Origin of the sequence: Acinetobacter shaoyimingii (assembly GCF_011578045.1) — a bacterium.
Lineage (GTDB): Bacteria > Pseudomonadota > Gammaproteobacteria > Pseudomonadales > Moraxellaceae > Acinetobacter > Acinetobacter shaoyimingii.
On the sequence record NZ_CP049801.1, the window covers coordinates 1,607,959 to 1,634,853 of the forward strand.

The following is a 26,895-nucleotide window of genomic DNA, read 5'->3' on the forward strand; positions in this document are numbered from 1 at the left end:
CTTCATGAAGATGTATCTGAGGGTCTGTAGCTCAGTTGGTTAGAGCACACGCTTGATAAGCGTGGGGTCACAAGTTTCAAGTCTTGTCAGACCCACCATTCTGACTAACGCAGTATGAAAGTACTGAGGCGAACAGAGCGTAAAGATATATCGAATCTATAGATGATAAGCTGGGGACTTAGCTTAGTTGGTAGAGCGCCTGCTTTGCACGCAGGAGGTCAGGAGTTCGACTCTCCTAGTCTCCACCAGAGTTTCGAAATAACAAAGCAACGCTTTGTCGAAACGCAAGACAAGCAGCTACGCTGCGCGTAGTGTTTGATCATATAAGTACTGCTTTGCGCAGGCTTTAATCGAACGAAGTCGTAGATTATAGAATTTAATAAGAAGTTAGCGTAATATGCGCGTCTTGTTAACTTCTGTGATTTATCACAGTTGACCACGATCTGACGAAGACGTGGTGAATCATTAACAGAATATATTTGAGTTGAAATAATTTGTTCAAACTCATACAAAAGCGGAAACGAAGTAACGCAAGTTATGGAGTTGAAGTGATTGAATGAGAACTAGCGAAATTAACTGAATCAAGCGTTTTGGTATATGAATCTAATTGAAGCTGTATAGTGCTTAAGTGCACAGACGCCAACTGTATGATTGACTAAGAAATTGGTTGATCTGTTGCTTATCCTGCTTGTAGGGATGAACGACTGTTTGGGGTTGTATAGTCAAGTAATTAAGTGCATGTGGTGGATGCCTTGGCAGTCAGAGGCGATGAAAGACGTAATAGCCTGCGATAAGCTTCGGGGAGGCGGCAAATATCCTGTGATCCGAAGATTTCTGAATGGGGAAACCCACCGATCATAAGGTCGGTATCGTATGATGAATACATAGTCATACGAGGCGAACGAGGGGAAGTGAAACATCTCAGTACCCTTAGGAAAAGAAATCAATTGAGATTCCCTCAGTAGCGGCGAGCGAAAGGGGAAAAGCCCATTAAGTCATATCAGCTTTAGTGGAACGCTCTGGGAAGTGCGACCATAGTAGGTGATAGTCCTGTACACGAAAGGGCTGATATGATGATGTCGAGTAGGGCGAGGCACGTGAAACCTTGTCTGAATATGGGGGGACCATCCTCCAAGGCTAAATACTACTCCTGACTGACCGATAGTGAACCAGTACCGTGAGGGAAAGGCGAAAAGAACCCCTGTGAGGGGAGTGAAATAGATCCTGAAACCGCATGCATACAAGCAGTGGGAGCCGACTTGTTCGGTGACTGCGTACCTTTTGTATAATGGGTCAGCGACTTACATTCAGTAGCAAGGTTAACCGCATAGGGGAGCCGTAGAGAAATCGAGTCTTAATAGGGCGTTTAGTTGCTGGGTGTAGACCCGAAACCAGGCGATCTATCCATGAGCAGGTTGAAGGTTGGGTAACACTAACTGGAGGACCGAACCCACTGTCGTTGAAAAGCCAGGGGATGACTTGTGGATAGGGGTGAAAGGCTAATCAAGCCTGGTGATAGCTGGTTCTCCCCGAAAGCTATTTAGGTAGCGCCTCGGACGAATACCATTGGGGGTAGAGCACTGTTTCGGCTAGGGGGTCATCCCGACTTACCAAACCGATGCAAACTCCGAATACCAATGAGTACTATCCGGGAGACAGACTGCGGGTGCTAACGTCCGTAGTCAAGAGGAAAACAATCCAGACCGCCAGCTAAGGCCCCAAAATCATAGTTAAGTGGGAAACGATGTGGGAAGGCATAGACAGCTAGGAGGTTGGCTTAGAAGCAGCCACCCTTTAAAGAAAGCGTAATAGCTCACTAGTCGAGTCGGCCTGCGCGGAAGATGTAACGGGGCTAAAACTATGTGCCGAAGCTGCGGATTTGCAATTTATTGCAAGTGGTAGGGGAGCGTTCTGTAAGCCGATGAAGGTGGATTGAGAAGTCTGCTGGAGGTATCAGAAGTGCGAATGCTGACGTGAGTAACGACAAAACGAGTGAAAAACTCGTTCGCTGAAAGACCAAGGGTTCCAGTCCAACGTTAATCGGGGCTGGGTGAGTCGACCCCTAAGGCGAGGCCGAAAGGCGTAGTCGATGGGAAATTGGTTAATATTCCAATACTTCTGTGTAATGCGATGAGAGGACGGAGAAGGTTAAGTCAGCCTGGCGATGGTTGTCCAGGTGAAAGGTTGTAGGCATGTATCTTAGGCAAATCCGGGGTACTCTATGCTGAGAACTGATAGCAAGCTAATTTATTAGCGAAGTGGCTGATACCATACTTCCAGGAAAAGTCTCTAAGCTTCAGTTACACAGGAATCGTACCCGAAACCGACACAGGTGGTCAGGTCGAGTAGACCAAAGCGCTTGAGAGAACTCTGCTGAAGGAACTAGGCAAAATGGTACCGTAACTTCGGGAGAAGGTACGCTGTCGACGGTGATTCCCCTTGCGGGATGAGCTATTGACAGCCACAGAAACCAGGCCCCTGCAACTGTTTATTAAAAACATAGCACTCTGCAAACACGAAAGTGGACGTATAGGGTGTGATGCCTGCCCGGTGCTGGAAGGTTAATTGATGGGGTTAGCGTAAGCGAAGCTCTTGATCGAAGCCCCAGTAAACGGCGGCCGTAACTATAACGGTCCTAAGGTAGCGAAATTCCTTGTCGGGTAAGTTCCGACCTGCACGAATGGCATAATGATGGGGGCGCTGTCTCCAGCAGAGACTCAGTGAAATCGAATTCGCCGTGAAGATGCGGTGTACCCGCGGCTAGACGGAAAGACCCCGTGAACCTTTACTGCAGCTTGACATTGAACTTTGATCTTACTTGTGTAGGATAGGTGGGAGGCTTTGAAGTCGCGACGCTAGTTGCGATGGAGCCAATCTTGAAATACCACCCTGGTAATATTGAGGTTCTAACTCTGCTCCATAATCTGGAGCGAGGACCATGTCTGGTGGGTAGTTTGACTGGGGCGGTCTCCTCCTAAAGAGTAACGGAGGAGTACGAAGGTGCGCTCAGCGTGGTCGGAAATCACGCGTAGAGTATAAAGGCAAAAGCGCGCTTAACTGCGAGACCCACAAGTCGAGCAGGTACGAAAGTAGGTCTTAGTGATCCGGTGGTTCTGTATGGAAGGGCCATCGCTCAACGGATAAAAGGTACTCTGGGGATAACAGGCTGATACCGCCCAAGAGTTCATATCGACGGCGGTGTTTGGCACCTCGATGTCGGCTCATCTCATCCTGGGGCTGAAGCAGGTCCCAAGGGTATGGCTGTTCGCCATTTAAAGAGGTACGCGAGCTGGGTTTAGAACGTCGTGAGACAGTTCGGTCCCTATCTACCGTGGGCGTTGGAAATTTGAGAGGATCTGCTCCTAGTACGAGAGGACCAGAGTGGACGAACCTCTGGTGTACCGGTTGTGACGCCAGTCGCATCGCCGGGTAGCTATGTTCGGAAGGGATAACCGCTGAAAGCATCTAAGCGGGAAGCCTACCTCAAGATAAGATTTCCCAAGGACTATATGTCCTCTAAAGAGCCGTTGAAGACTACAACGTTGATAGGTTGGATGTGGAAGCATAGTGATATGTGAAGCTGACCAATACTAATTACTCGTGAGGCTTGACTATACAACACCCAAACAGTTGTTGTATAAAGCTCGATTGATTCGAAATCAAACGATCAAACTTGATTTAGTTAAATAAACCGCTAAACTGAACGAATTAAAGAAACTCAAGTATTTCTGTTAATAACTTCTTTGACCAAGCAAAGGCAATGAGAAACATCGTTTCGCAAGAGAGATGATTTCGATATAAGACCCAAGCAAAGTCACAACAGTTGTGCTGGCGACAATAGCAAGAGTGAACCACCTGATCCCTTCCCGAACTCAGAAGTGAAACCTCTTCGCGCTGATGGTAGTGTGGCGTTTGCCATGTGAGAGTAAGTCATCGCCAGCTCATTATTCGAAATCCCTCTCTACGAAAATGTAGAGGGGGATTTTTTTATGTGTGGGGTTCAACAAAGAAAAGGAAATAAAATACGATCAGTCCTTAAAAGATTCCTTTATGACTATTTATACTTATACAGGTTATACAGGCTGTATTTATTCGGAACTGAACAATATGATGAATTGACTCAGCTCAAATGAACAATGAACATAGATTTGGCTATTCTTAGATTATTTGAAGCTTAAAGGATTCAATGTAAAAATAGATTAATAAGTCATTTGCTAAAACAATATGATTTACTTAATACCTAATCGTTTATGAATATGGCATAAGATGATCAGATATAAAATTAAGTGTAAATATCATTTAATAATTCTTCATTATTGAGGCATGATCAATATTATAATCGATTAAATTTAATACAAATAAATGTATTTAATAAAATAATTTATCTGATTTTAATCTTCTATTAATCGTTATTAGGTCTTAATAAGTAAGTATTTACATAATTTTGATGATTTATAAAACGATAATACATTTAAAAAATTACCATTAATACTCACTATATAATAATTAAGCACCAATAAATTTGTATTTTTATTAAGAAAGATAGATGAATTATTGAAATATTAATATACAAAAAACAATCTATTTTATGTGATTTGTTTTGTAAAAATTAGTAACAAACAAAAACTTATAAATCATTTTAGCTCAAATCTTTAGTCTTATAGCGAGTAGGTATGACATTCAATTAATCTGAAGAAATACAAATCGAACTATAAAAATAGTGTGATTTTAAGACATGCTTATATGGAGACAAGCATTGATGAATGCAGAAACAATGAATGTAAATAAGATTATTGATCATGCAAAATTTACTCCTTTCCATTTTAAGGTAGTTGCATGGTGTTTATTGATTATTCTTTTTGACGGTTATGATTTAGCGATTAATGGCGTAGTTTTACCACTATTGATGCAAGAGTGGGGACTTTCCGCAGTTCAGGCAGGTATGCTTGCAAGTACAGCTTTAGCAGGCATGATGTTTGGTGCGATGATTTTTGGTTCTTTAGCCGATAAAATTGGTCGTAAGAAAGTCATTATGATTTGTATTGTGCTCTTTAGTGGCCTGACTTTTGCTGGTGGTTTTGCATCCAATCCGACTGAATTTGGTATTTTACGTTTCTTAGCTGGTTTAGGCATTGGTGGTGTGATGCCGAATTTGGTGGCATTAACTTCTGAGTATGCACCTGCAACTAAACGCAGTACTTTAGTGACCACAATGTTCAGTGGTTATGCGGTGGGTGGTGTGATGGCAGCGTTATTGGGCGCGCAATTTACACCGAACTTTGGCTGGGAAATTATGTTTTTTATTGCGGGCATTCCATTATTTTTATTGCCAGTCATTTGGAAATTCTTGCCTGAATCTTTGACGTTTATTGTTCATCAGGGCAAGCAAACTGAAGCACGACAAATTATTCGAGACTTGGCCCCTGAACTTAAAATATCTGAACATACAACATTTGAATTAAATAAAGTTGAAGTACCTGAATCTGCGAGCGTTGTGAGTTTATTTAAACGTGGACGTATGGCAAATACATTATTGTTTTGGCTTGCATTCTTTACTTGTCTGTTAACCATGTATGCATTAAGCAGCTGGTTACCGAAATTAATGATGGCGGCAGGGTATTCAATGAATAATAGTTTGATGTTCATGCTTGCAATGAATATGGGCGCTGTCGTTGGAATTATTGGTGGTGGTGTACTGGCAGATCGATTCCATTTAAAACCTGTGTTGATGTGTTTAGGTCTCATGGGTGCCATTGTCATGAGTTTAATGGGCTTTAATCCACCACAAGTTGTGTTGTACGTGTTGGTATTCTTGGCGGGTGCTGCTTCAATTGGTTCGCAAATGTTGTTGTATAGCTATGTGGCGCAATATTATCCTTTGGCTGTTCGCTCAACGGGTATTGGTTGGTCGTCTGCAATTGGTCGTATGGGTGCGATTGTGGGTCCAATCTTGATTGGTGCGTTATTGGGCATGAGCCTACCTGCTTACATTAACTTTATGGTTGTTGGTTTACCTGTGTTGATTACGGCAATTGCTGTGGCGTTAATTGTGCATGAAAATGAAGCTGAACAAATTGGTGATGTAAAACCTGCAATTGCTAAAGCGTAAATTTAGATTGTTTTAAAGAGCCTCCGTAAGGGGGCTTTTTGATTTAATAATGTATATTAATGACTGTAAATATTAGATATTAATAAAATTATGATCGAAGATTATTTCAAACCGTTAGCTTTGCAGATAGATTTAGGGTTTGGGGCGACAGCGGACTCGTTCTATTGTGCTGCACAGGCACTAGATGATAATAAACATAGTAAATATGGCTTTGGTATTGGTGGGGGTAAATTACCAATATTATATCTTTATAGGCATTCTATTGAACTGTATTTAAAGTCAGCAATTACTTTAATACATAAAGTAAGTATCAAAAAAGCAAAAACTGGAAATGGGGAAGATTTCCCAAAGTTAATTGAAAATGGTAAAGATAAAAAAATATTTAATGTTCATTCAATTAAAATTTTATTTGAAAATTTTTAATTATTCTGCAAAAGAACCGTGATTTTATAAATAGTAGAAGTGGATATAACTGGTTTGATATTCCTGTAGAAATACCTATATTGATTGATAAATTAGAAGAGTTTGATAGTAATTCAACAATGTTTAGATACCCTATTAGTACGAATGAAAATTTAGATCATCAAAAATCTACATTTAAAAAATGTAATTTTGTTAAAGGAAATTTTCCAATAGTATCGAAAAGTGAATCAAAATCTAATATATTTTTGCTTGTTCATAATAGTAATGGTGAAATCATCGAATCATACGCTAGTAATAATGACGTGTTAAGTGAGATTCATGAAGTTTTGAAAGAGCTATCTGAGCAGTTATCAGGATTACATTTTGGTTTGAAATCTGATTTAATTAGGTAATATATATTATGAAACTCAACTCATTCTCCCCAATCCCTGAAGATGATGATGAACTCCATCTTCCTGAACTGGTTTATCACGCATCATTAGGAAACCTTCCCGAAGTTGAAGCACTTCTAGAAAGTGGTACTGATGCCAATCAGACTGATGAGGAAGGTTATAGTGCATTGCAAGCAGCTGCTGAAAATGACAATTTAGATGTCGTGAAACTGCTCGTGTCAAAAGGTGCAAATGTCGCTTATAAGGGGCAATATACCGCATTAGAACTTGCTGAAATGGCAGGAAATACTCAAGTGGTTGAATATCTTAAAAGCCATTAAATACAACAAAAAAATCTAAAAAAAGCCTCTTTATAGAGGCTTTTTTATTGGTTTGGTTGAATTACAAAGCACCTTTTAAATTTTGTTTATGAACTTTCACTTGTTTAGCGTAGCGTTTACCTTGCTTACGCATTTTACGGTTTGTTTCATACCCTGTAGGACCGACATTATAATAAGCCAAAGCCTTTTTCCAGCTTCCTGCTGATTGGTTATAACGGGACAAAATATAGGTACCACAATTTACATTGGTAAATTCATCGTACAAATTGCCAGGACAAGTTTGTTGCCAATAACGTGGAATAACTTGAGTAAGACCCACAGCACCAGCTGGAGAAATCGCATTACTTCGATAACTTGATTCTTGACGAATCATTGCCGCCATTAATAATGGATCAACTTGATATTTTTCAGCACTTTGTACGATCATTGGCGCAACACGATTTGCTGTATACGGATCAACCGCATAAGCCTTTTGAATACCATTCGAAAGTTTTGCTGAACGCTTGGCAACTGAGCCCATACCTAAGGGTGAACATGCTGAAATAAGAAATGCACTCATTGAAATACAAGCGAACTTAACAAATACTGATTTTAAAAATTGATTTTGGCGAGAAGATTGTATGATCGACAAAGCAGATACCGTAGTTTCAATGATTGTGTAAGCATGTTAGTCAGCACATACATGAGCGTCAAGCTCAGATCAAACGTGTTCGGTAGAATTGTGTTAATAGCTGAAGCACAAGAATCGCTTTAAGTACATTGAGTTGAATGAGGTAGGTATTTTTGCAATATTTAGAATCTGAAGATAAAGTCGATTTGGAAAAGACGATGTAAAGAAAAACTGTTTAAAAAGAAAAAGTAAAATTTTAAACGATTCAATTTGCAAAAATTTGAAGATGACAAGGACAAGAAAAAAGCTCAATCATCCAGATTGAGCTTTTTTTCATTGAGTCGTCTATTTTAGATAGAAATCCCGTTCGATCCCACATCCTATGCTGAAACCTATCATTGTTGTTTTTCGTTTCGGAAACATCCTATTTCCTGTTGAATAAAATTTAACCCGAATGCAAAAATAATGATACTGGTCAAAAACATCTTATGATGTGAGATATAACTTACAATAAACATTCATTTATTGCGTGGTTATACAAAATAATATTGAGAATCATCATGTTGTCGATATCACTAAAAAAATAAATGCATTAATCAAAATTATTCCTGATCAGCATGTGTTTGATCAGGCAGATTTGAGTTTGAAGATTGCAAAATCCACATGGCTTGCATGATGTGAATTGGATTTTTAGCAGTATATTGAACTTGATATTCATTAGTGTTTTTCTGATGTTGAATGGCATAAATGACTGGAATATTCAACTGATCATGATCGATAATATCAACATAATGTTCACCTAGTGTTTGCTTTAATGTCTCTATTTTTTGAGCATTAATTTTATGATGAATCGTGCCTTCGCAAATCAATTCAGCATCTTGGAAGCGCTCTATTGCAGCATTTACAAGTTCATCTGCATCACTTTTGGCTTCAGATTTTGTAATATGTTGAATATCGAGATCTTGAATATATTCGAGTTCAATGTTTTTTGAAGATTGATGTGCAACAGTGTTCTGCTCATTAGATGCTTTGAGAGAAGATGTTGCTTTAAAATTTACTTGGGTCATATATAATTTTTCCACAGATGATTTGACCTGTGGAAGATTGCAATGCGATGAGGATTCGAACCAGCTACATCCATGTAGCATGAGACAAGGCGCAATCAACATTAAACGAATTTGATGTTTCATTTGTTACCTTCTAGGGTCATGTATTATTTTAAATAGAAATTTTTATATTCTATTGAAGTTTATCGTAATTTAGGCGCTCCACCAATACCTTAAAATGTGAAAGAAGATAGGTGCAGAAAAACAAATTGAGTCAATGCGATCTAACATACCACCATGTCCTTGAATCAGTTGTCCCCAATCCTTAACACCGCGATCACGTTTAATGGCTGACATGACCAGTCCACCAAAGAATCCAAAAATACAGACAATGATGCCCATATAAGCGGCTTCCCAATAGCTAAATGGCGTAAGCCACGACATTGCAACACCAAGTGCAGTCGCTAAGATAACACCACCGACTAAACCTTCAACTGTTTTGGAAGGTGAAAGTACGGGTGCAACTTTATGTTTGCCCCATAATTTTCCACACACATACTGTAAAATATCAGAAGCTTGTACCACCATGATCAGCCAGATGGCTAACCAAATGGGTTGTCCGTCAAAATCCCGCAGTTTCAAATTGAGCAAAGCAGGTACATGTGAAATACAGAAAACACTGACCATGAGTCCCCACTGGATTTTTGCACTGCGTTCTAGAAAATGCGTGGTGTCTTCTTGCTTTAAACTGGCAATAGGAATAAATAAAAACACATAAAGTGGAATAAAAATTGAATAGAGACCATACCAATCGATATAAACCAAATAATATTGATAAGGAATGACAAAATAAAAAGCCACTAACAGGGGCAGATAATCACCACGTCGCGTAGGCAATAAACTAATAAATTCTCTTAATGCAAAAAGTGAAATGAGTGCGAATAGAATAATAAAGGCAGTATTTCCAATCAAAATAGCCGTACCAATCACCAACAGCATAACCCACCATGCATTGATTCGAGCATTTAGATTATCAATAACAGGTGAAGGTGTATGACCCGCTTTACGTTTTAAAATGTACCCCACAGTAGATGCAAATATTAAAATACAGGTGAAAATACCAAATAAAAAATAGGTCTGTTGTAGATTATTGAGTGTCATTGATGTTCGACCTCTTTGAGTTTTAATAATTCTTGCTGAGCGTATTCCAGAAATTCTTTTTTATCAGGATATTTTGCTTTATCGAGTGGTGCTCCAAAAATCACCGTCGATAATAGTGGCAAAGGTATGATTGCACCCTTAGGCATTACCCGTTTTAAATTTGAGATCCAAACAGGGACAACTTCAACCTCTGGAAATTGTTGTGATAAATAATACAAACCACTTTTAAAATTTAGTAATTGAACATCATCTTCTAGATTACGTGTACCTTCTGGGAAAAAAATGATCGAATAGCCTTGTGCTAACACTTCTTTCACGGGTTGTAATGGGTCTTCTGGAACAGGATTTTCACGATTATTTGGCTGTTCCTTTTTACGTTTGATGGTCACACCATTAAACGTGTCTTGAATAAGAAATCGGCGAAAACCATCTTTTAACCAATAATCTGAAGCAGCGATGGGTCTAGTACGGCGACGTATTTCAGTTGGCAGGGAGGACCACAGCAAAATGAAATCGATATGACTATTGTGGTTGGCAAAATAGATTCTTTGATGATTAAGGGGTTGACCATAAAGCCAAAGACTTCGTGCACCAGTCAGCAGTCGAGCGCTACGTCTGGTCAAAAACGCCAAGAAACGTGCCAATGACTGGGTAATGATATTGCCTTTTCGGGGAATGATTTCTTGCTGTTGAGTTAAATCTATATCATTGCTCATTGTTCAGTTCACTTTTGCTTATTTTTGATTTTGAAGTAATCGATATCAGTTTCGATGTGTTATGTTTATTGGCTTAGAACATGGGTACTAATACGATGATTAAATACACAAACTGTAGAACCAGTAAAGAGATTTGCCATTTAAATAATTTTTGACATCCCTTCAATCTTAAATCCCAAGACCGACCTGTCCGTTGCTCAGGCATCAGTTTTAATGTCACTAAGCTCTGATCAAGTTCTTGCGTAAGTTGTTCAAGCTGTTGGGCATCTTCAGTCTTGGACAAGTATTCGAGTAGCTCAGCATCCAGTTTAACTCTAAGCGCGACATAGTGATGAATGGCAACGAGAAGCATGGCTATGATGATCAAGCTGTATTGCCAGAATGTATGGAATTTAAAGAGGATAATGAGTATTGAAAGACTAAAGACTATATAGCCTGAAAATAATTGATAGGAACCGCTGTGTAACAGTTTAGACAGAATTAAAAACTTCATTTTCATGGAGAAAGTCCTTTTAATTTAAGGACAAATAAATTTAATTGTTGAATCTGTTCAGGGTTTAATACGATCCATGGTCTTGCATGTTTGATCAGATTAATGGCTGATTCAACATTCGAGGCATGTTCTTTTTCAATGAGCCATGCACATAATATGGCCGTACTTCTCGAATAGCCTAAGGCACAAAAAATCAGTAATCGCTGTGGCTCAATTTGCATTGAAATAGAATCCCAAAGTTGATCAAACTGTTTTACAGCTTCATACAGTTGGTTGGCTTGTAAGGGAATCAAATCCAAACTTAAATAATATTGATAGAACTGTTCATGTGAGACGGTCAATTCAGCGCAACAGTCAAACAAGGCATCATATTGTTTGGCTTCTTCTGCAGTTGGTATCCGACCTAAACAGATGGTTTTATCGGCGATCTGTATGATTGTAGAATCTTCAGGATGCTTTTTAGTCCAGAGACGACTATTGATCCATGCAAACAACATATAAGGTGCAAATAAAATCCGACTCGCAGAGGTAAGTCTTCCATCAGCCTGTTTTTGAAAAAAATGTGGTCGAACCAAAACATAAGCAAATCCGACTAAACATAAGCTAATCGCAGGATAAAGCAACCATAGCCATACACCTTTAAATAAAATTGCAATAACGGCACATAGCAATGCGCCAATCCAATAATAACCTGCAAGTTTGATATGCTTTGGTGTCAAACTTTGCAATTCATCTTTTTTAAATGGTGATTTCACTGAAACTGGAAACAGCCATAAACACAGTCCACCCACTAAAATACCTGTAGGTATATCAATGAAATGATGCTGCCAAGTGGTGAGCACTGAAATCCCAATTAAGAATGACCAGATGTCAACCACGTATTTCCAATGACCAGATACATGCCGACGATAGAAATCCCATAAAATCACTAAAAGAACAATATGAAGTGAAGGGGCTTGATTAAAGGGTTTATCAAAACCCATCAGAACATCGAACCACACGCCAAAAAAGCCCGTCAGTTCAGGGCGTTCAAAAGCGAACTTTAAAGGAAATAAAATAAAACAAGCAATGCAAATCAGTTGTGCGGTGAACAATTTGAAGGCATGCTGTTTTAGTTCAAATGTGTTCCAACATAAAAGCAGCGATAATCCATAAAATAAATCAATCGACCAATAGGGCACAATGGTCCAAGGCCAAAGTGGAATAAGTTTTTCCCATTCAAAATAAAGACTAGGAACATGCTTTAGATTATGGGCATATTGATTGGCAAAACCATATGTCAAAAAGAAAAATGGGGCTAGAAATAATAAGCATAAAATTCCCCATTTCCATGTTCCAGCATGTTGATCGAGTTTCATTTTACTTCCCCATTCACCATTAAAAGCATGATTTAAATAATGTTCATTGCTTAAGATGTATTTTCGTTTTTGTTTTTGGATGTACGTTGATTATCGTTTTTGCGCAACAGATACCGTGAAAATTCCAAATTCATCGATACATTGATCAACTTTTTGAAATCCAGCTTCTTCAACCAGAGCATCCATTTCTGCTTGAGAGCGTAATCGCATGACCCATGCATCACCTTCACGATGCGAAGTTAATGCTCGAGCAATAAACTCTTGCTGAGGATGCCAAATTTGTCCTGTATAAATCAGATAGCCATCTTTAGCGACCGCTATACTGAGTCCGGTTAATGATTGACGTAACAGGTCGTTATCACTAAAGAGTTCGTATAGTCCAGAGACGACAGCAAGTGTTGGTTTCGGTTTGATAGAAGCCAAAGATGCTGTATCAAAAGCATCAGCTTGGACAAATTGTGCAATGTCAGCTAAACCGCGTTCTGCAATCATTTCCTGACCCGCCTGAACATTAATGGCGCTGTAATCTCGCAGCAAGATTGAATCAGGTTGCTTTTTGAGTTGGCTCACAGCATCCAAAATATAACGACCATGACCAGAGGCAATATCTAAAATACGAATCGGTTTACGTTTTTGCGCCAAAATATCGGCGTATTTTTGCAATAAAAATTCAATGTTTTGTTTGCGAACGCGAATACCTTTCCAACCAATTGCATTGAGATATTGTCGATCGATGATTTTACCAATTGGATTTTGACTCTCAGTTTGATTGCGATAGACGAAATCTAAAGTACTGCCTGAGTCATAACCGGTTTTTTCACCTATTTTTAGACCTTCAGAAAAGATACTGCCAATTTTCAAATTCTTTTTGGTCAATTCCCAAAAAGCATTTTTGAATGATTTTTTAGGTAGTGCCGAACTGAGTTGTTCAGCTATTGCACAGCTTGTTCCAATTTTATCGGCATTTAGTACATCTGGCGCTTGATACTGCTGAGCAAAGCATTGAGTGATAAAACGTCGTATTTTCTCTAGTGCAATTTCACGGTTTAACTCACCCAAGGTATCGTGAAAAAACCCATCCAAGATATGGAATTCTTTTTGAGGATGAGGAAGTTTTTGATAAAACTCCACTTGTGGTTTTTGATGGACGACAAAATCTGAACCTGAGCAGAGCACTTGTGTCGGTACAAAAATATTTTGAGCATCATCCACGATACGGGCTGAAGCGTCGTATAAACCTAAAAGCATACGGACAGAGATTGCACGTGCAATTTTAGGATCCGTGTCATAGCTTTTGGCACGCTCAGTGTCATGCGTCAGCATATTGGATTTGACATAACTTTGGATAAAGAAATTGCCTTTGAGTTGGCTTAAAACACGTAAACCAGGTTCGGCAAAAGGAACATATAATTTAATATCAAAAGCAGGCGATGCAAGGCATAAAGCACGAATTTTTGGGGCATAATCATGCACCCATGTCGCAGAAAGTACTGCACCAACACTTTGACCAATCACAGCGATATCTTGTTCTTGAATGCCATATTGCGCTTCAATATGCTTTACAAAATATTGAATATCTTTGACACAAGCAGAAAAACTCGGAGCATCTCCACGTTCGCCTGGAGATTCCCCATGGCCACGTGCATCCCATGCAAAAAAATCGAATTCAGGTAAATTAAGCTCATCGACCAGATGTGCTACACGATCAGAATGCTCATGTCCACGATGAAATAACAGAATCGCTTTTTTGTTTTCTGTTGCGCTACTGCTTTGCCAATGCTGGTAAAACAATTCAGTTTGATCATGGCTTATAAATGTATGTGTGGAATTTTTGTACATGATTCTTCTCATCTTTTTATATACTTGAAGCTTGAATACTATTTTTTATACGGTTATATATGGTCATCATCAGTAAGATGAGCATGATTGCAAGCACGCCATTGATAATATAACTCAGAATATCACTTCGATTTGAAATGAGACTGAACACAAAAATGAACGTGGCTAAAAAACCAAAAGCAAATGCACGGTCACTTTTCCCCATTGGACCATCGTAACGACGTTCTGCACCCACCAAAGGTGCCATAACACCTGTATATTCAGACAATATGGCAAAGAAAGTTACCAATAGCAGTAATTTTGCATCGATAAAACTAAAAGTCATTAGGCATGAATATAAAGCAGTATCCGCAATCACATCACTCAATTCATTATAAAAAGCCCCAAGTTTAGATTGGTGATGAAACTCTCGCGCCAACATGCCATCGATTGCATTGAATGCCATACGGACGAGCATCCAAATTGGAAAGAGCAACAACAGATATGATGGTGGATGAGTTAAATAATATTGATATAAAAATAATGCCAACGCGATCGATATAAACATGGCAACTAAAGTCACTTGATTGGCTGTCACCCCTAGATGATCCAGTTTTTTTACCCAAGGTCTTAATAAATTTTGAAAGGCTGGTTTTAATTGATATATAGATGGCATTCTTATCATTTATAAAATATTTGATTGTATTTTAAGCATTTTATTTGAATAAAAACAACTCAAAAAAATAGCCTAAGTAATGTGACCATATCTGATAAAACTTTTATAATAAGTTAACTTGTCAAAAGGTGATGGACAGATGACTCCGGCTTGTAAAATCCTGAAAAGTCAAAAAATACAATACTCAATACATGAATATGAACATGATGCCAATGCACAAAGCTTTGGACTCGAAGCTGCAGAAAAACTGGGTTTGAAAGTGGAAGAGGTGTTTAAAACCCTCATGGTCACAGATGAAAAGAATTATTTTGTTGCAATCTTACCAGTAGATCATCAGCTGAATCTAAAAAAAGTTGCTTCTGCCTTTGGTTGTAAAAAACTTCAAATGGCAAATCCTAAAGATGCAGAGCGTTTGTCTGGATATCTGGTCGGTGGAATAAGCCCAATTGGACAAAAGAAACGTCTGAAAACTGTCATTGATGCTTCAGCTGAAACGTTGGAAAAAATGTATGTCAGTGGGGGAAAACGTGGTTTAGATATTGGTTTAAAACCCCAAGATTTAGCACAAGTTTTAAATGCGCAATTTATTGATGTGATAGATTCCTAATTTATCACTCTATACATTTAAAAATCCTCTAAAACAATTTGAACGAGATCATAAAACTTTATGATTTCGGGTATATAAGATAAATAAAACTTTTCTAAAAACAAGAACGGTATCGGTTACAGAGTCTAATTAAATTATTGTTATGCCTTAAGTCATGCTTTAGAGCATGTTAGATGTAATGTAATGTGATGAGATGAGATGAGATGAGATGAGATGAGATGAGATGAGATGAGATGCTAAAATATGATTGAATGATTAGATAGCATAATCTTAGGAAAAAAAATTAAAGGCATAACGCTACATAATGAAATATTAATTTATAGAAATTTAGCGTAAAACGTGAAGCACCAAAGGGTGCTTTTTGTTTTTCTAAGGATTTAGTTTAAACACAGGGCATTAAAATAGTTGATCGAATAAGAAATGATGGATGAATCAAAATAAAAATATCTTTATAGCGGCCAGTTTAGCCAATGGCGCGAGTATTTCCATGATCTTGCCTTTACTTGCACCGCTGATCCGTGAATTGCACATGCAAGAGTGGCAAGGCGGAGCGCTCATTTCGGTGGGTGCATTACTCATGGTGATTTCTGCCGTGGTGATTTCAAAACAGCACGATCGTTTGAACATCTATCAACTGCTTAGTATCGGTTTTCTAGGCATGACCATTACTTGGGCTTTATTTGCAGGACTACTGTCATATGGAATGTCTGCACATATCAGTTTGATTATATTATTTTCTTTATTACTGTTGGTTAGAGCTTTATCTGGCATATTTATGGCCATGCCGCAAATTGCTTTACAGACGTATGTGATGACGAGTTTTGCTGATGAAAAGCAACGTAGTCAAACAATGTCAAAATTTGGCGCTTTGAATAGTCTCGGGCTTATATTTGGGCCATTTTTAACCACGGTTCTATTGGTATGGGGCATGCTTGCTCCGTTATGGTTGAGTTTGGTTATTTTTATTGTCATTACAATTTTAATTTTTTGGAAATTTGATCAAGAAAATCATTCCAATGTAATGACATCGTCCATTGTTTCTGAAAATAGTTCTGAATCTTTTAAGGATGATTTACTTCATTTTTCAAATGCTCAATCAACCCGAACAGATTTTTCATTTTCCAAAAGTTTTATTTGGTTCGCATTGGGATTGGTTCTATATATTGCTGTTGTAACAGTCAATTTAACTTCAGGCTTTTATATCCAAGATCAGTTTCATGTTACACCACATCAGAGTGCGGTTTATTTTTCTCAGTGTTCACTGATTGTGGGCGTTACATTGGTATTGATGCAAACCGCAATTTCTAAGTGGTTGCATTGGTCGCTGCAAAGGTTATTGTGGGTGGGACTGGTGATGATGCTCATGGGTATTACAACGACTTTGTTTGCGCAGCAGATTTGGGTCTTTCAATCAGCCTATGTGCTTTATGGTATAAGTGTGGCTTGCTTGCTGCCTGCTTTTACCACGGGCGCTGCCCAATCTGCGCCTCAGCATTTGCAAGCTAAAATCGCCAGTCTTTGCACGGCTACACAAGCTTTAAGTTTTGTGATTGGACCTGTATTGAGTACGTTGTTATATCATTGGTATAAAACTTTGCCATATATGTTGATCATGGTATTGATGCTGATTCTGAGTTTATGTTTTGTATTGAATAAAAAAGTGTTTTCAAGCTCAGCACTCAAATTGTAAAAACTGATTTATATTGTATGTTTGAAAACCATTGGGTTCTTTGCTCTATATGAATGATATGGATTTGCCTAATCTATCGTTGTATTAGAATGATAAATTTTGGTCTTCTGTGGCTATTGTTTTAAAAAACATCAGACTGAATGAAATTCAGGAAAACTTGAATAAAAGTATGTGTAGATCTATATGGATACATGCGCATCGACATTTGATTCATGTTTAAATAGCACAATGAAGTTAAATGCGAAAAATCAGTGTTTTTAAAACCCGGAATGCCTGTTGTGGCAAGCTTTGATCATGATTATCCAGAGTGGCACAAAGGGCGCTCTGATTTTTCATTGTGGTATTTGGACATTTTAGATCCTGCATTATCTGCTTATCTTCAGTACCTTCGAGATTATTTTTCAGATTTACTCTACACGCCGAATACGCGCCAATTTCATATTACCTTATTTATCTGTGGGTTTTTGACACAGCATATAAAACAGCATGATGATGATTTCACTCAAATACAATTCCAACAACATCTTCAAGATCTAGCTCAAGCCAGATTACCGAAATTCCAGCTAAGCACGGTCAATATCAACAGTTTTGAAAGTGCATTATTTGTTGAGATTGAAGATCAGCACAATGTTTTAACATTGATTCGAGAACTTTTATCCAAATCTACCGATGAAATTGCCCCCTTAGATTACTGTCCGCACATTACATTGGGGCTGTATAAAAATACTGTTAGTAGTGATGAAGTTTTTCAGCGTATCTCGACATTAAAACAGCAACAATTTCATCTTCAGATAGATCACATCACATTTGGAAGCTATCAGGCTCAAGTCTTACAAGGCCCTTTATTGAGCCGTCATCAATTTAATTTAGGAACTCATTAAAATGATGCAACTTATCTTAGGTGGTGCTCGCTCTGGCAAAAGTCGACTCGCTGAACAAATCGCCGTTGCGCTAAAAATGCCTGTGACTTATGTAGCAACAGCTCAAGCGTTTGATGATGAGATGGTCGAGCGCATTCAACACCATCAACATCAACGACCGAGTCAATGGGCATTGATTGAAGAGTCATTACATCTAGCGGATGTCCTAAAAGAGATCGATCAAGAGCAACATGTGATTTTGGTGGATTGCTTGACATTGTGGGTGAGTAATTTGCTTATGCATGAAGATGCAGAATTACAACAGCTTGAGTTTCAAAAATTATTTCAAGTTTTACCACAGCTGAAATCGAACGTGATTTTAGTCAGTAATGAAACAGGCTTAGGTGTCGTACCTATGGGACAAATCAGCCGAAAATTTGTCGATGAATCGGGACGTTTGCATCAACAGTTAGGCCAGTTGGCTGATAAAGTCATGTTCTGTGTTGCAGGGTTTCCAATGATTTTAAAAGGAGAGAAAGAATGAGTTGGTGGTTAGATGCGTGTAAAGCGCCGAGTGAAACAGCAAAAAATGTGGCAGAAGCTCGTCAATTACAATTGACCAAACCAACAGGATCTTTATCTGAACTAGAACGCACCGCAGTACTTTTAGCCAGTTTACAAAATAATCCACGTCCGAATATTGATTATCCTTGGATTACGATTTTTGCAGGCGATCATGGCGTCATGGAAGAAAATATTTCAGCTTATCCGCAAGCTGTAACACGTCAAATGTTGCAAAACTTCACGACTGGGGGCGCATGTATCAGCGTTATTGCACGTGAATACAATGCCACTTTACAAGTGATTGATTGTGGCTCTGTAGGTGATACATATGATTATAAAGGAGTAGAGCGTCATTGCATTATGCCAGGCACAGCCAATTTTGCAAAATCTGTGGCAATGACAGAAGCACAATGTGCTGAAGCAATGCGTTTAGGTGCTGAGAGTGCTGACAAAGCCTATCGTTCAGGAGCTTCAATTTATGTTGCTGGTGAAATGGGCATAGGGAATACTTGTTCGGCATCTGCTGTGGCATGTTTTTTATTGAATGAACCTGCTGAGCAATTAACAGGTGTAGGTACAGGCATTCGCGCTGAACAGCTTGCACACAAGAAAAACGTGATTGATCAAGCACTCGGACTGCACAAAGACTATGTTGGAAATGATGCATTTAGAGCCTTATGCGCCGTAGGTGGTTTAGAGATTGCAGCCATGACAGGGGCGTACATTCGCTGTGCGCAAATTGGACTGCCGATAGTGGTAGATGGCTTTATCAGTTCTGCATCAGCACTGGTTGCTGTTCGACTCAATCCGCAGGTACGTGAATGGATGCTCTTTGGGCATCAATCAGCAGAATATGGGCATGTAAGACTATTACAAGAATTGAAGGCTCAGCCACTTTTGAAATTGAATTTACGTCTGGGTGAAGGTAGTGGTGCTGGTGCTGCATTAGGATTGATTAAATTGGCATGTAGTTTACATAACAATATGGCAACGTTTGCTGAAGCCGCTGTGATTGGTGAAAAAGTCTAACTTATTCGTACGGGCTTTATTGAAAAGGATTTAGGACATTCTTATGTATAGGATTGATCTATTGCGTCATGGCGAAACCGAATTGAGCCACACTTTGCGAGGTTCAACAGATGATGCTTTGACAGCGCTGGGTTGGCAACAAATGCAACACACGATAGATCAATCCTTTGCTCTTGGATTAGATCAACCTGTGTGGGACATGGTGATCAGTTCATCCTTAAAACGCTGTGCAGTATTTGCACAGCACATCGCTGTTCAACATGCATTACCGCTTTTTATCAATGACAATTTACAGGAAATGCATTTTGGTGATTGGGAAGCGAAATCGACGCAATGGATTTATGAACAATTTCCCGAACAACTTGCACAATTTTGGCAAACTCCCACTCAATTTACCCCACCGAATGCTGAATCCATGCAGGATTTTCATGCTCGTGTCTTAATGGGATTCGCTGATTTATCAGTGCAATTGCAACAACAGCACTCCAAGCGAGCATTAGTCATTACCCATGGTGGTGTGATTAAATTTTTAAAATGTTTAGCGTTGAATCAATCTTTAGATGACTTATTGAAGATGAGTGCCGAATTAGGACAACTTAGCAGCTTCATTTTGCATGATGATTTAAGACTGGAGCTTTTGGAGGCAAAACCATGACATCATTCTGGATTGCACTTCAGTTCTTAACCACATTTCCTGTGAAACTCAAAGCCATGCCTTCAAAACAGCAAAATGCACGATCGTTGTTGTTTTATCCTTGGGTTGGATTATTGATTGGTTTAATACTGTTCGGTGTTGCCTTGGTTTTGCATGCGATACCCATCATTCTGTTGAGTAGTTTGATTTTAGTGGTGTGGATTTGGCTCACAGGGGGCTTGCATCTAGATGGATTGGCTGATACTGCGGATGCTTGGGTAGGGGGATTTGGGGATAAAGAGCGTACTTTAAGTATCATGAAAGATCCGAGTTGTGGACCGATAGGGGTGCTCAGCTTGATCATTATCTGTTTGATCAAATGGTCTGCAATATACGTTTTACTTGAACAGCACGTTTTACTGCCATTCATTATTATTCCTATGTTAGGTCGTTTAACGCCTTTATTTTTGTTTATCTCTACACCTTATGTTCGTGAAAAAGGTTTAGGGTCGTCCATCACAGAATTTTTATCGAAACCTTTGGTACTTTTGCTTCTTGTTTCAGAATTATTTCTTGGAACAATGCTTTCGTTGATTGGCTTTATATCTGTCGTCGTGGCTATTTTTACTGTGATTTATCTACGTCATAAATTTATACAAAGAATAGGTGGAATTACAGGGGATACCGTAGGAGCGAGTATTGAAATAATAGAAGCGATCGCTGTAATGACCTTTGCGATTGCGATTCAATATCTAGATTTTCAATCTTATTGGCTTGAATAAAAAAACACACCGAAGTGTGTTTTTTTAAGACATCGATCAAGTTAGAAATCGTAACGCATCCCGACAGATACGCCATACGCATTTTCACCCATTGCAGCCAAAATTGGTGATGAAGCGTTGGCATTGGCACGACCTTCACGCCATGGTGCAAGATTGGCATTGTCATCATTGAGCACGGTTGCGATATTGCCATAGACACGAAATGCTGGATCAAGTTTATGCTCTAGACCCAGGGCAATCATACTAGAGTTAGCCTCATTGGTATCGACATCTCGGTAGAGATATTGACCGCGGACTAAGGTTTTCTGTGTTATTTTATATTCGCCAGCGATACCGAAAATCTGCGCATCGACATTGTTTGCAGTATTTTTGTCGTACTTAGAATTTTGATATAGACCGCCAATATTTAATGCTTCTGAAACTTTATAAGCACCTGCAACACGCACTGCATCACGTGCGGTCGTTGCTGATGAATTGGATGCATTTTCTTCGAATTTTTCATAAGCAGCAGCTAAGTCAAACGGACCTTTTTTATAAGTTAATGCGATGTCATAAGCTTTGGTGTCGCTCAGTTCATCACCATTGGCTTGTTGATTCACTTGTACACCATTCTGCATAGATATACCCGCAAGCACGTTAAATCCGTTGCCAAATTTTGGTGATTTATATTCAACCGTGTTGTCATTACGTTCATCGAAACGAAGACTGCCTGCACGGGTTAGATTTCGCATATCTCCCAACATATCACCAAAGAAATTGATCGGGCTACGTGCAATTTTAAACGGGCCATCAAAACGACCAATTCGGATTTGACCATACTGATCACTACGAATCCCTGCAAAGGTGTCACGTGTTGCGAACGAGTTGGCTTTAGAATCATTGGTGCCTGTTGCAAAATTAATTTCTTGCTCAATTTGAGCAAAGGCGGTCATCCCATTCTGTAGTTGATGATCGACTTTAAAACCAAGTCGAGATGCGTTTGATGTAACCGTAAATACATCGTAGTTTTTGCCATCATCTAAATAGTCTAAGGTAATATTCGCGCGCCCATAAATTTTCACATCTGCAGCTTGAGCCAACACAGGTGAAAGTAAAACAGCCCCAGTTACCAACATATAAATTGTTTTATTCATACTTGCTCCATTAAACCTTTTTTCTTCATTTGAAGTTGGTGAAATCATTTGCTGTTCATATTTGTCAGCATTTCGATAGGCTTAGTATTGGGAACAAATAAGTCATAAAGATTAAGAAAATATTTCAGATTTATTAAATATTTAGATGAATAGTATTGGTTTTATTGAGTGCTTATTTGTGGAGCATGGATTGATTATCATGAGATTTTTCATATTTTTTTGCACATAAAAAATGGAGCCTAAGCTCCATTTTGTCTACATCTACTCATTAAAGTGCTGCTTTGATTTTCTCAGCGAGTGCTTTAATTTTATCTTGATCACCCATTGCAGCTGCATGTTTTCCAAGTTCGTGCACTGAACTTGGAATGAGGTGGAAATGTACATGAGGTACAGTTTGACCTGCTGATGCACCTGAGAGTTGCATCAAAACAATCCCTTTGGCATCGAGTGTTTTTTCAATGGCCTGGGCAATTTTTTGCACAATTTGAATCGTGTATGCCGCAACTTGTGGATCTAAATCCAACAAGGTGACAGCAGGTGATTTTGGAATCACCAGAGTGTGACCTTCTGCTTGTGGCATAATATCCATAAAAGCGAGTACTTGATCGTCTTCATACACTTTGATTGCAGGAAGTTCACCACGTAAAATTCGTGCAAATATGTTTTGATCATCGTAGGTCATTGTTAAATCCTTGCTCACAGTCTTGAACCTTATTATTTACAGTTCAATTCTTTCTGACGAGCTTTGATCGAGTCAAGCTTTTGTTGCTCTTTCTCTGAAAATTTTGGTTTAGTTGTATTACAATTTTCATTACCAAATTTTGCTTTGGCGTCTGCATCTTTAAAACAGAAACCTTTGGCAGCATAAATCAGGTTGTATTCGTCTTTGAGTTTTTCACAATCTTTTGCATTATCAGCAAAAGCACTTACCCCGAAAGACATTGAAAATGCAGTAATTAAACCAATAAATAATTTGTTCATGAGTTACCCTCAATAGGACATATACGATTGTCACTTAAATACATTATATGTCCAAGTCTAAGGATTTCAATGATTAAAAATTATTCGAGTGTAATATTACTCCATAATTCATACATCTTTACTGCCGCAGAGAAGTCGCTGTCAGGCTCAGAAGTATCATTTGCAGCCTGTATAAGACTTTGGGTCAGCCCAATAACAGGTGCTGATAATTTAGCCTGACGGATTAAGTCAACCGCAATGCCAGTATCTTTCGCTAGGAGTGGGAGGGCAAATGTCAGTGGAAATTTACGATTAAGCACGCGTTGTGGGAGTACATTTTCTGTGACTCCACTTTTACCACTTGATGCATTAATACAATCCAATGCCTCAGTTAAGTTAACGCCGTGAGCTTTTAACGTGGTAAAACCTTCAGCAGCAGCACAAAGGTGAACGGCCATCATCATATTATTCACGGCTTTCACTGCAAATCCTGCACCCGATGCACCCACATGTTTAATGAGTTTACCCATGGCTTGCATTGCAGGTAGCGCTTGATTAAATGCAGCCTCTGATCCACCGACCATAAACGTTAAAGTCGCATTTTCAGCACCAATGGTTTGACCACTCACAGGTGCATCTAAAAAGGCAATATTACGCTGTTTCAAGAGCGCTTCTAACTCACGTGCAGCATCGGGGACACCGCTGGTACAGTCTACCCAAATTGAACCTGATTTGATCTGAAGCGGTTGAATGAGATGAATAATATCTTGGCTGGTGGGTAAGCAAGAGAAAATGATGTCTGCTTGAACAGCTTGCTCCAATGATACAGCCTGAGTACCAAACTCAGTTGCATGTTGTTTGGCTTTTTCAAAATTACGGTTCCATACCAAAACTTGGTCAAAGTGCTTTGGTAAATGAGCTGCCATACGATAGCCCATTGCCCCTAAACCGATAAATGCAACTGTTGTCATGTTTTTTCTCTATTTCACTATTCAATTTAATTCAAATCAGGAAGTTGATTCTGTTTAGGATCTTAGTCTGAATCAAAATTAAATTGGTGTTGAACGTTCAGCCAACCAATTTGCAAGTTTTGGCCAAAATTCATCCGCACTATTTTGATTTGACATGAGACCTAAATGCCCGCCAGGGATAAGAGTAAACGTGACATCTGGGCTATTTGTCAATTCAGTCAATGGTCTAACAGCATCCGCAGTCACCATTTGATCGCTGCGACCTGCACCCACCAAGAGCGAACAGCGTATATTTTTTAATTCGATTTTCTTATCTTGTAATTCGATAACGCCGTTTTTGAGTGGATTTCTTAACCAAATATTTAACAGCATGTCCTGATTAACTCCGCCAGGGTAGTCAATCATATGGTTTAAGAAAAATCCCAATGTGGCATGTTCATGGAGTAATTTAGTATTGTCCAAATTCATCAACAATTGCTTATGACCTTCATACCAACCTTTTGGATCCAAAATTTTAAAGCCAATCGCATTTAAAATGCCGGGCGTATGTGTCAGTCGTTTTGGAATAGCACCTTGATAAATTTTATGCTGTAAAAGATGATGGCGTTCTAATAGTGTGTTGACCCGTTCATAAAGTCGACCAATACTGCCAGACGCATAGCTGTCTACAGGTGAACCCAGCACAATCAAATTTTTCACATAGTTTGGTTCACGTAATGCGGTATACAACATCACGAAAACCCCAGCCATACTCCAACCGTGTAAAGAAACCTGATCTGACTTTGAATGGCTACGGATTTGATCGATACAACTTGGGATGGCTTCATCAATGAAATGGATAAAACTTAAATGATGATCTTTATAACCAAATTTGCCCCAATCAACTAAATAAACATCAAAACCTTGCTCGGTATAGTATTTAACCAGTGATCGATAAGGATATAAATCATAAATATCCATTTTGATTGCCAGTGGTGCGACAAAAACTAAGGGTTCTTGGTATTTTTTATTTTCAGCAGCGTAGTAGCGAATTTTACTTTGTTTGTACTCACCAATCACGTCATAGCTTGTGGCTTGTGACAAAACCAGAGACTTGCCATAAAAAATACGGGTAGACAGATTCTTTAACTTAAGCCGTTGGTTTCTAAATTTACGTTTAAGGTGATGCATGGGGTGGGAGTGACTCATATTGGTGTGATTTGCTCGAAGTGTAAGCGATATTTTCACATTATACCTTGACCTTAAATACTGTAGACGCTCAAAATGTTGGCAATTATTTACAAAGGCAGTCGACAGACTGATAAATGACAATGAGCCAGCAAAACGACATTGAATATCACATTGATACCTTAGCTATTCGTACTGGTCATGATCGCACATTTGAAGGCGAGCACAGCGAACCAATTTTCTTAACTTCTTCTTTCGTATGTGAAAATGCAGCCGATGCCGCTGCAAAATTCTCGGGTGAAATTGAGGGCAATACTTATTCTCGTTATACCAATCCAACTGTACATACTTTTGAAAAGCGCTTAGCCGTGCTCGATGGCGCAGAACGTGCTGTTGCAACGAGTTCAGGTATGGCAGCGGTTCATGCCGTGACCTTGGCCTATCTCAAATCTGGTGATCATGTTGTATGTTCACGTGCTGTATTTGGTTCAATTATTTCACTGTTCGAAAAGTACGTTGTTAAATTTGGTGTCGATGTCACTTTTGTTGATTTAGAAGATTTGGATGCTTGGAAACAAGCCATTCGACCAAACACTCGCTTATTGTTTATCGAAACACCGTCTAACCCATTGGCTCAAGTCGGTGATATGCAAGCCATTGCAGATATTGCACATGCCCACGGTGCATTGTTTGCTGTAGATAACACGTTCTGTACGCCCATTTTGCAGCAACCAATCAAATTTGGCGCTGATTTAATTGTATATTCATCAACCAAATATATTGATGGTCAAGGTCGTGCATTAGGTGGTGCTGTTGTCGGTAACCATAAGTTGCTTGAGGAAATCAACGGTGTAATTCGTACTTTGGGTAACTCTATGAGTCCATTCAATGCTTGGGTGTTCTTGAAAGGCTTAGAAACTTTAAGTTTGCGTATGAAGGCGCATTGTGCGAGTGCACAAAAATTGGCTGAATGGTTAGATGCTCATCCAAAAGTTGAAAAAGTATACTACGCAGGTTTACCTAACCATGCAGGTCATGAGCTAGCGAAAAAACAACAGTCAGGCTTTGGTGGTGTGGTGTCATTTGTTGTTAAAGGTGAGCGCCAAGGTGCTTGGACAGTGATTGACAATACTCAGTTCTTATCTATTACCAGTAACTTGGGTGATGTTAAATCAACAATTACTCATCCAGCGACGACTTCTCATGGCAGAATGTCAGCGGAAGCAAAACAAGCTGCAGGAATTTCTGAAGGTTTAATTCGTGTTTCTGTTGGTTTGGAAGATATTGATGATATTATTCGTGATATTCAACGTGGTCTAGACCTAATTTAAAAAAACGGGTCAATTGAAAATACGTTATATATTGATTTTAAAATT

At 39.0% G+C, this 26,895-nt stretch carries 25 protein-coding genes, 2 tRNA genes and 2 rRNA genes; 16 read left to right on the forward strand and 13 right to left on the reverse strand.

Annotated elements, in window-relative coordinates; all coding sequences use genetic code 11:
* The first annotated feature begins 20 nt into the window (after window positions 1-20).
* From G8E00_RS07155 to G8E00_RS07190, 8 genes are all read left to right on the forward strand, one after another.
* A tRNA-Ile gene (locus G8E00_RS07155) sits at window positions 21-98 on the forward strand.
* A gap of 74 nt (window positions 99-172) precedes the next feature.
* A tRNA-Ala gene (locus G8E00_RS07160) sits at window positions 173-248 on the forward strand.
* Between the two features lie 472 nt (window positions 249-720).
* A 23S ribosomal RNA gene (locus tag G8E00_RS07165) occupies window positions 721-3,615 on the forward strand.
* Window positions 3,616-3,827: 212 nt separating this feature from the next.
* A 5S ribosomal RNA gene (gene rrf, locus G8E00_RS07170) occupies window positions 3,828-3,942 on the forward strand.
* Window positions 3,943-4,759: 817 nt separating this feature from the next.
* On the forward strand, window positions 4,760-6,109 hold the full coding sequence (locus G8E00_RS07175; protein ID WP_166223124.1) for an MFS transporter: 1,350 nt from the start codon (window positions 4,760-4,762) through the stop codon (window positions 6,107-6,109).
* A 90-nt stretch (window positions 6,110-6,199) separates the two neighbouring features.
* Window positions 6,200-6,532 (forward strand): hypothetical protein, encoded by a 333-nt coding sequence (locus G8E00_RS07180; RefSeq protein WP_166223127.1) that lies wholly within the window; start codon window positions 6,200-6,202, stop codon window positions 6,530-6,532.
* A gap of 80 nt (window positions 6,533-6,612) precedes the next feature.
* On the forward strand, window positions 6,613-6,924 hold the full coding sequence (locus tag G8E00_RS07185) for a hypothetical protein (RefSeq protein WP_227591407.1): 312 nt from the start codon (window positions 6,613-6,615) through the stop codon (window positions 6,922-6,924).
* An 8-nt stretch (window positions 6,925-6,932) separates the two neighbouring features.
* Window positions 6,933-7,244 carry an ankyrin repeat domain-containing protein gene (locus G8E00_RS07190; protein WP_166223130.1) on the forward strand — a complete coding sequence of 104 codons (312 nt, stop codon included), beginning with the start codon at window positions 6,933-6,935 and terminating at the stop codon, window positions 7,242-7,244.
* 61 nt (window positions 7,245-7,305) lie between these two features.
* On the opposite strand, the gene G8E00_RS07195 is transcribed toward G8E00_RS07190, so the two are convergent.
* The 8 genes from G8E00_RS07195 to G8E00_RS07230 all read right to left on the reverse strand — a co-directional run bounded on the left by G8E00_RS07195 (window position 7,306) and on the right by G8E00_RS07230 (window position 15,122).
* Window positions 7,306-7,803, reverse strand: a complete 498-nt coding sequence (locus G8E00_RS07195; protein ID WP_166223165.1) for a lytic transglycosylase domain-containing protein — start codon at window positions 7,801-7,803, stop codon at window positions 7,306-7,308.
* 653 nt (window positions 7,804-8,456) lie between these two features.
* Complete coding sequence (locus G8E00_RS07200) at window positions 8,457-9,044, reverse strand: hypothetical protein (protein ID WP_166223168.1); 588 nt, start codon at window positions 9,042-9,044, stop codon at window positions 8,457-8,459.
* A gap of 69 nt (window positions 9,045-9,113) precedes the next feature.
* Window positions 9,114-10,061, reverse strand: a complete 948-nt coding sequence (locus G8E00_RS07205; RefSeq protein ID WP_166012858.1) for a phosphatidate cytidylyltransferase — start codon at window positions 10,059-10,061, stop codon at window positions 9,114-9,116.
* Complete coding sequence (locus tag G8E00_RS07210) at window positions 10,058-10,777, reverse strand: lysophospholipid acyltransferase family protein (protein WP_166223171.1); 720 nt, start codon at window positions 10,775-10,777, stop codon at window positions 10,058-10,060. The genes G8E00_RS07205 and G8E00_RS07210 overlap by 4 nt, the downstream gene beginning before the upstream one ends.
* Before the next feature lie 73 nt (window positions 10,778-10,850).
* Complete coding sequence (locus tag G8E00_RS07215) at window positions 10,851-11,276, reverse strand: hypothetical protein (RefSeq protein WP_166223174.1); 426 nt, start codon at window positions 11,274-11,276, stop codon at window positions 10,851-10,853.
* Window positions 11,273-12,628 (reverse strand): phosphatase PAP2/dual specificity phosphatase family protein, encoded by a 1,356-nt coding sequence (locus tag G8E00_RS07220; RefSeq protein ID WP_166223177.1) that lies wholly within the window; start codon window positions 12,626-12,628, stop codon window positions 11,273-11,275. Before G8E00_RS07220 ends, G8E00_RS07215 begins: the two co-directional genes overlap by 4 nt.
* Window positions 12,629-12,718: 90 nt before the next feature.
* On the reverse strand, window positions 12,719-14,467 hold the full coding sequence (locus tag G8E00_RS07225; protein ID WP_166223179.1) for a bifunctional alpha/beta hydrolase/class I SAM-dependent methyltransferase: 1,749 nt from the start codon (window positions 14,465-14,467) through the stop codon (window positions 12,719-12,721).
* 16 nt (window positions 14,468-14,483) lie between these two features.
* Window positions 14,484-15,122: a CDP-alcohol phosphatidyltransferase family protein gene (locus G8E00_RS07230; protein WP_166223181.1), complete on the reverse strand. Its 639-nt coding sequence runs from the start codon at window positions 15,120-15,122 to the stop codon at window positions 14,484-14,486.
* Between the two features lie 139 nt (window positions 15,123-15,261).
* Between G8E00_RS07230 and ybaK the strand changes: the two genes are divergently transcribed.
* The 7 genes from ybaK (at window position 15,262) to G8E00_RS07265 (ending at window position 21,288) form a co-directional block, all read left to right on the forward strand.
* Window positions 15,262-15,729 carry a Cys-tRNA(Pro) deacylase gene (gene ybaK / locus G8E00_RS07235; protein WP_166223183.1) on the forward strand — a complete coding sequence of 156 codons (468 nt, stop codon included), beginning with the start codon at window positions 15,262-15,264 and terminating at the stop codon, window positions 15,727-15,729.
* A gap of 427 nt (window positions 15,730-16,156) precedes the next feature.
* On the forward strand, window positions 16,157-17,419 hold the full coding sequence (locus tag G8E00_RS07240; protein ID WP_166223185.1) for an MFS transporter: 1,263 nt from the start codon (window positions 16,157-16,159) through the stop codon (window positions 17,417-17,419).
* A gap of 251 nt (window positions 17,420-17,670) precedes the next feature.
* On the forward strand, window positions 17,671-18,300 hold the full coding sequence (locus G8E00_RS07245; protein ID WP_406741456.1) for a 2'-5' RNA ligase family protein: 630 nt from the start codon (window positions 17,671-17,673) through the stop codon (window positions 18,298-18,300).
* 1 nt (window position 18,301) lies between these two features.
* Window positions 18,302-18,823 (forward strand): bifunctional adenosylcobinamide kinase/adenosylcobinamide-phosphate guanylyltransferase, encoded by a 522-nt coding sequence (gene cobU / locus G8E00_RS07250; RefSeq protein WP_166223187.1) that lies wholly within the window; start codon window positions 18,302-18,304, stop codon window positions 18,821-18,823.
* On the forward strand, window positions 18,820-19,872 hold the full coding sequence (gene cobT / locus G8E00_RS07255; protein ID WP_166012867.1) for a nicotinate-nucleotide--dimethylbenzimidazole phosphoribosyltransferase: 1,053 nt from the start codon (window positions 18,820-18,822) through the stop codon (window positions 19,870-19,872). Before cobU ends, cobT begins: the two co-directional genes overlap by 4 nt.
* Before the next feature lie 43 nt (window positions 19,873-19,915).
* Complete coding sequence (locus G8E00_RS07260) at window positions 19,916-20,527, forward strand: histidine phosphatase family protein (RefSeq protein ID WP_166223189.1); 612 nt, start codon at window positions 19,916-19,918, stop codon at window positions 20,525-20,527.
* Window positions 20,524-21,288 carry an adenosylcobinamide-GDP ribazoletransferase gene (locus tag G8E00_RS07265; RefSeq protein ID WP_166223191.1) on the forward strand — a complete coding sequence of 255 codons (765 nt, stop codon included), beginning with the start codon at window positions 20,524-20,526 and terminating at the stop codon, window positions 21,286-21,288. The genes G8E00_RS07260 and G8E00_RS07265 overlap by 4 nt, the downstream gene beginning before the upstream one ends.
* Window positions 21,289-21,329: 41 nt before the next feature.
* On the opposite strand, the gene G8E00_RS07270 is transcribed toward G8E00_RS07265, so the two are convergent.
* The 5 genes from G8E00_RS07270 to G8E00_RS07290 form a co-directional block, all read right to left on the reverse strand.
* Window positions 21,330-22,421 (reverse strand): porin, encoded by a 1,092-nt coding sequence (locus G8E00_RS07270; RefSeq protein ID WP_166012870.1) that lies wholly within the window; start codon window positions 22,419-22,421, stop codon window positions 21,330-21,332.
* Window positions 22,422-22,689: 268 nt separating this feature from the next.
* Entirely contained in the window at window positions 22,690-23,103 is a 414-nt protein-coding gene (locus G8E00_RS07275) for an HIT family protein (RefSeq protein ID WP_166012871.1), read from the reverse strand.
* Between the two features lie 32 nt (window positions 23,104-23,135).
* Entirely contained in the window at window positions 23,136-23,402 is a 267-nt protein-coding gene (locus tag G8E00_RS07280) for a YARHG domain-containing protein (RefSeq protein ID WP_166012872.1), read from the reverse strand.
* Window positions 23,403-23,482: 80 nt separating this feature from the next.
* Complete coding sequence (locus G8E00_RS07285) at window positions 23,483-24,352, reverse strand: NAD(P)-dependent oxidoreductase (protein ID WP_166223193.1); 870 nt, start codon at window positions 24,350-24,352, stop codon at window positions 23,483-23,485.
* Window positions 24,353-24,430: 78 nt separating this feature from the next.
* Window positions 24,431-25,522, reverse strand: a complete 1,092-nt coding sequence (locus G8E00_RS07290) for an alpha/beta fold hydrolase (RefSeq protein WP_166226475.1) — start codon at window positions 25,520-25,522, stop codon at window positions 24,431-24,433.
* Between the two features lie 140 nt (window positions 25,523-25,662).
* On the opposite strand from G8E00_RS07290, the gene G8E00_RS07295 reads away from it, so the two are divergent.
* Window positions 25,663-26,850, forward strand: a complete 1,188-nt coding sequence (locus G8E00_RS07295) for an O-succinylhomoserine sulfhydrylase (RefSeq protein WP_166012874.1) — start codon at window positions 25,663-25,665, stop codon at window positions 26,848-26,850.
* Window positions 26,851-26,895: the final 45 nt, after the last annotated feature.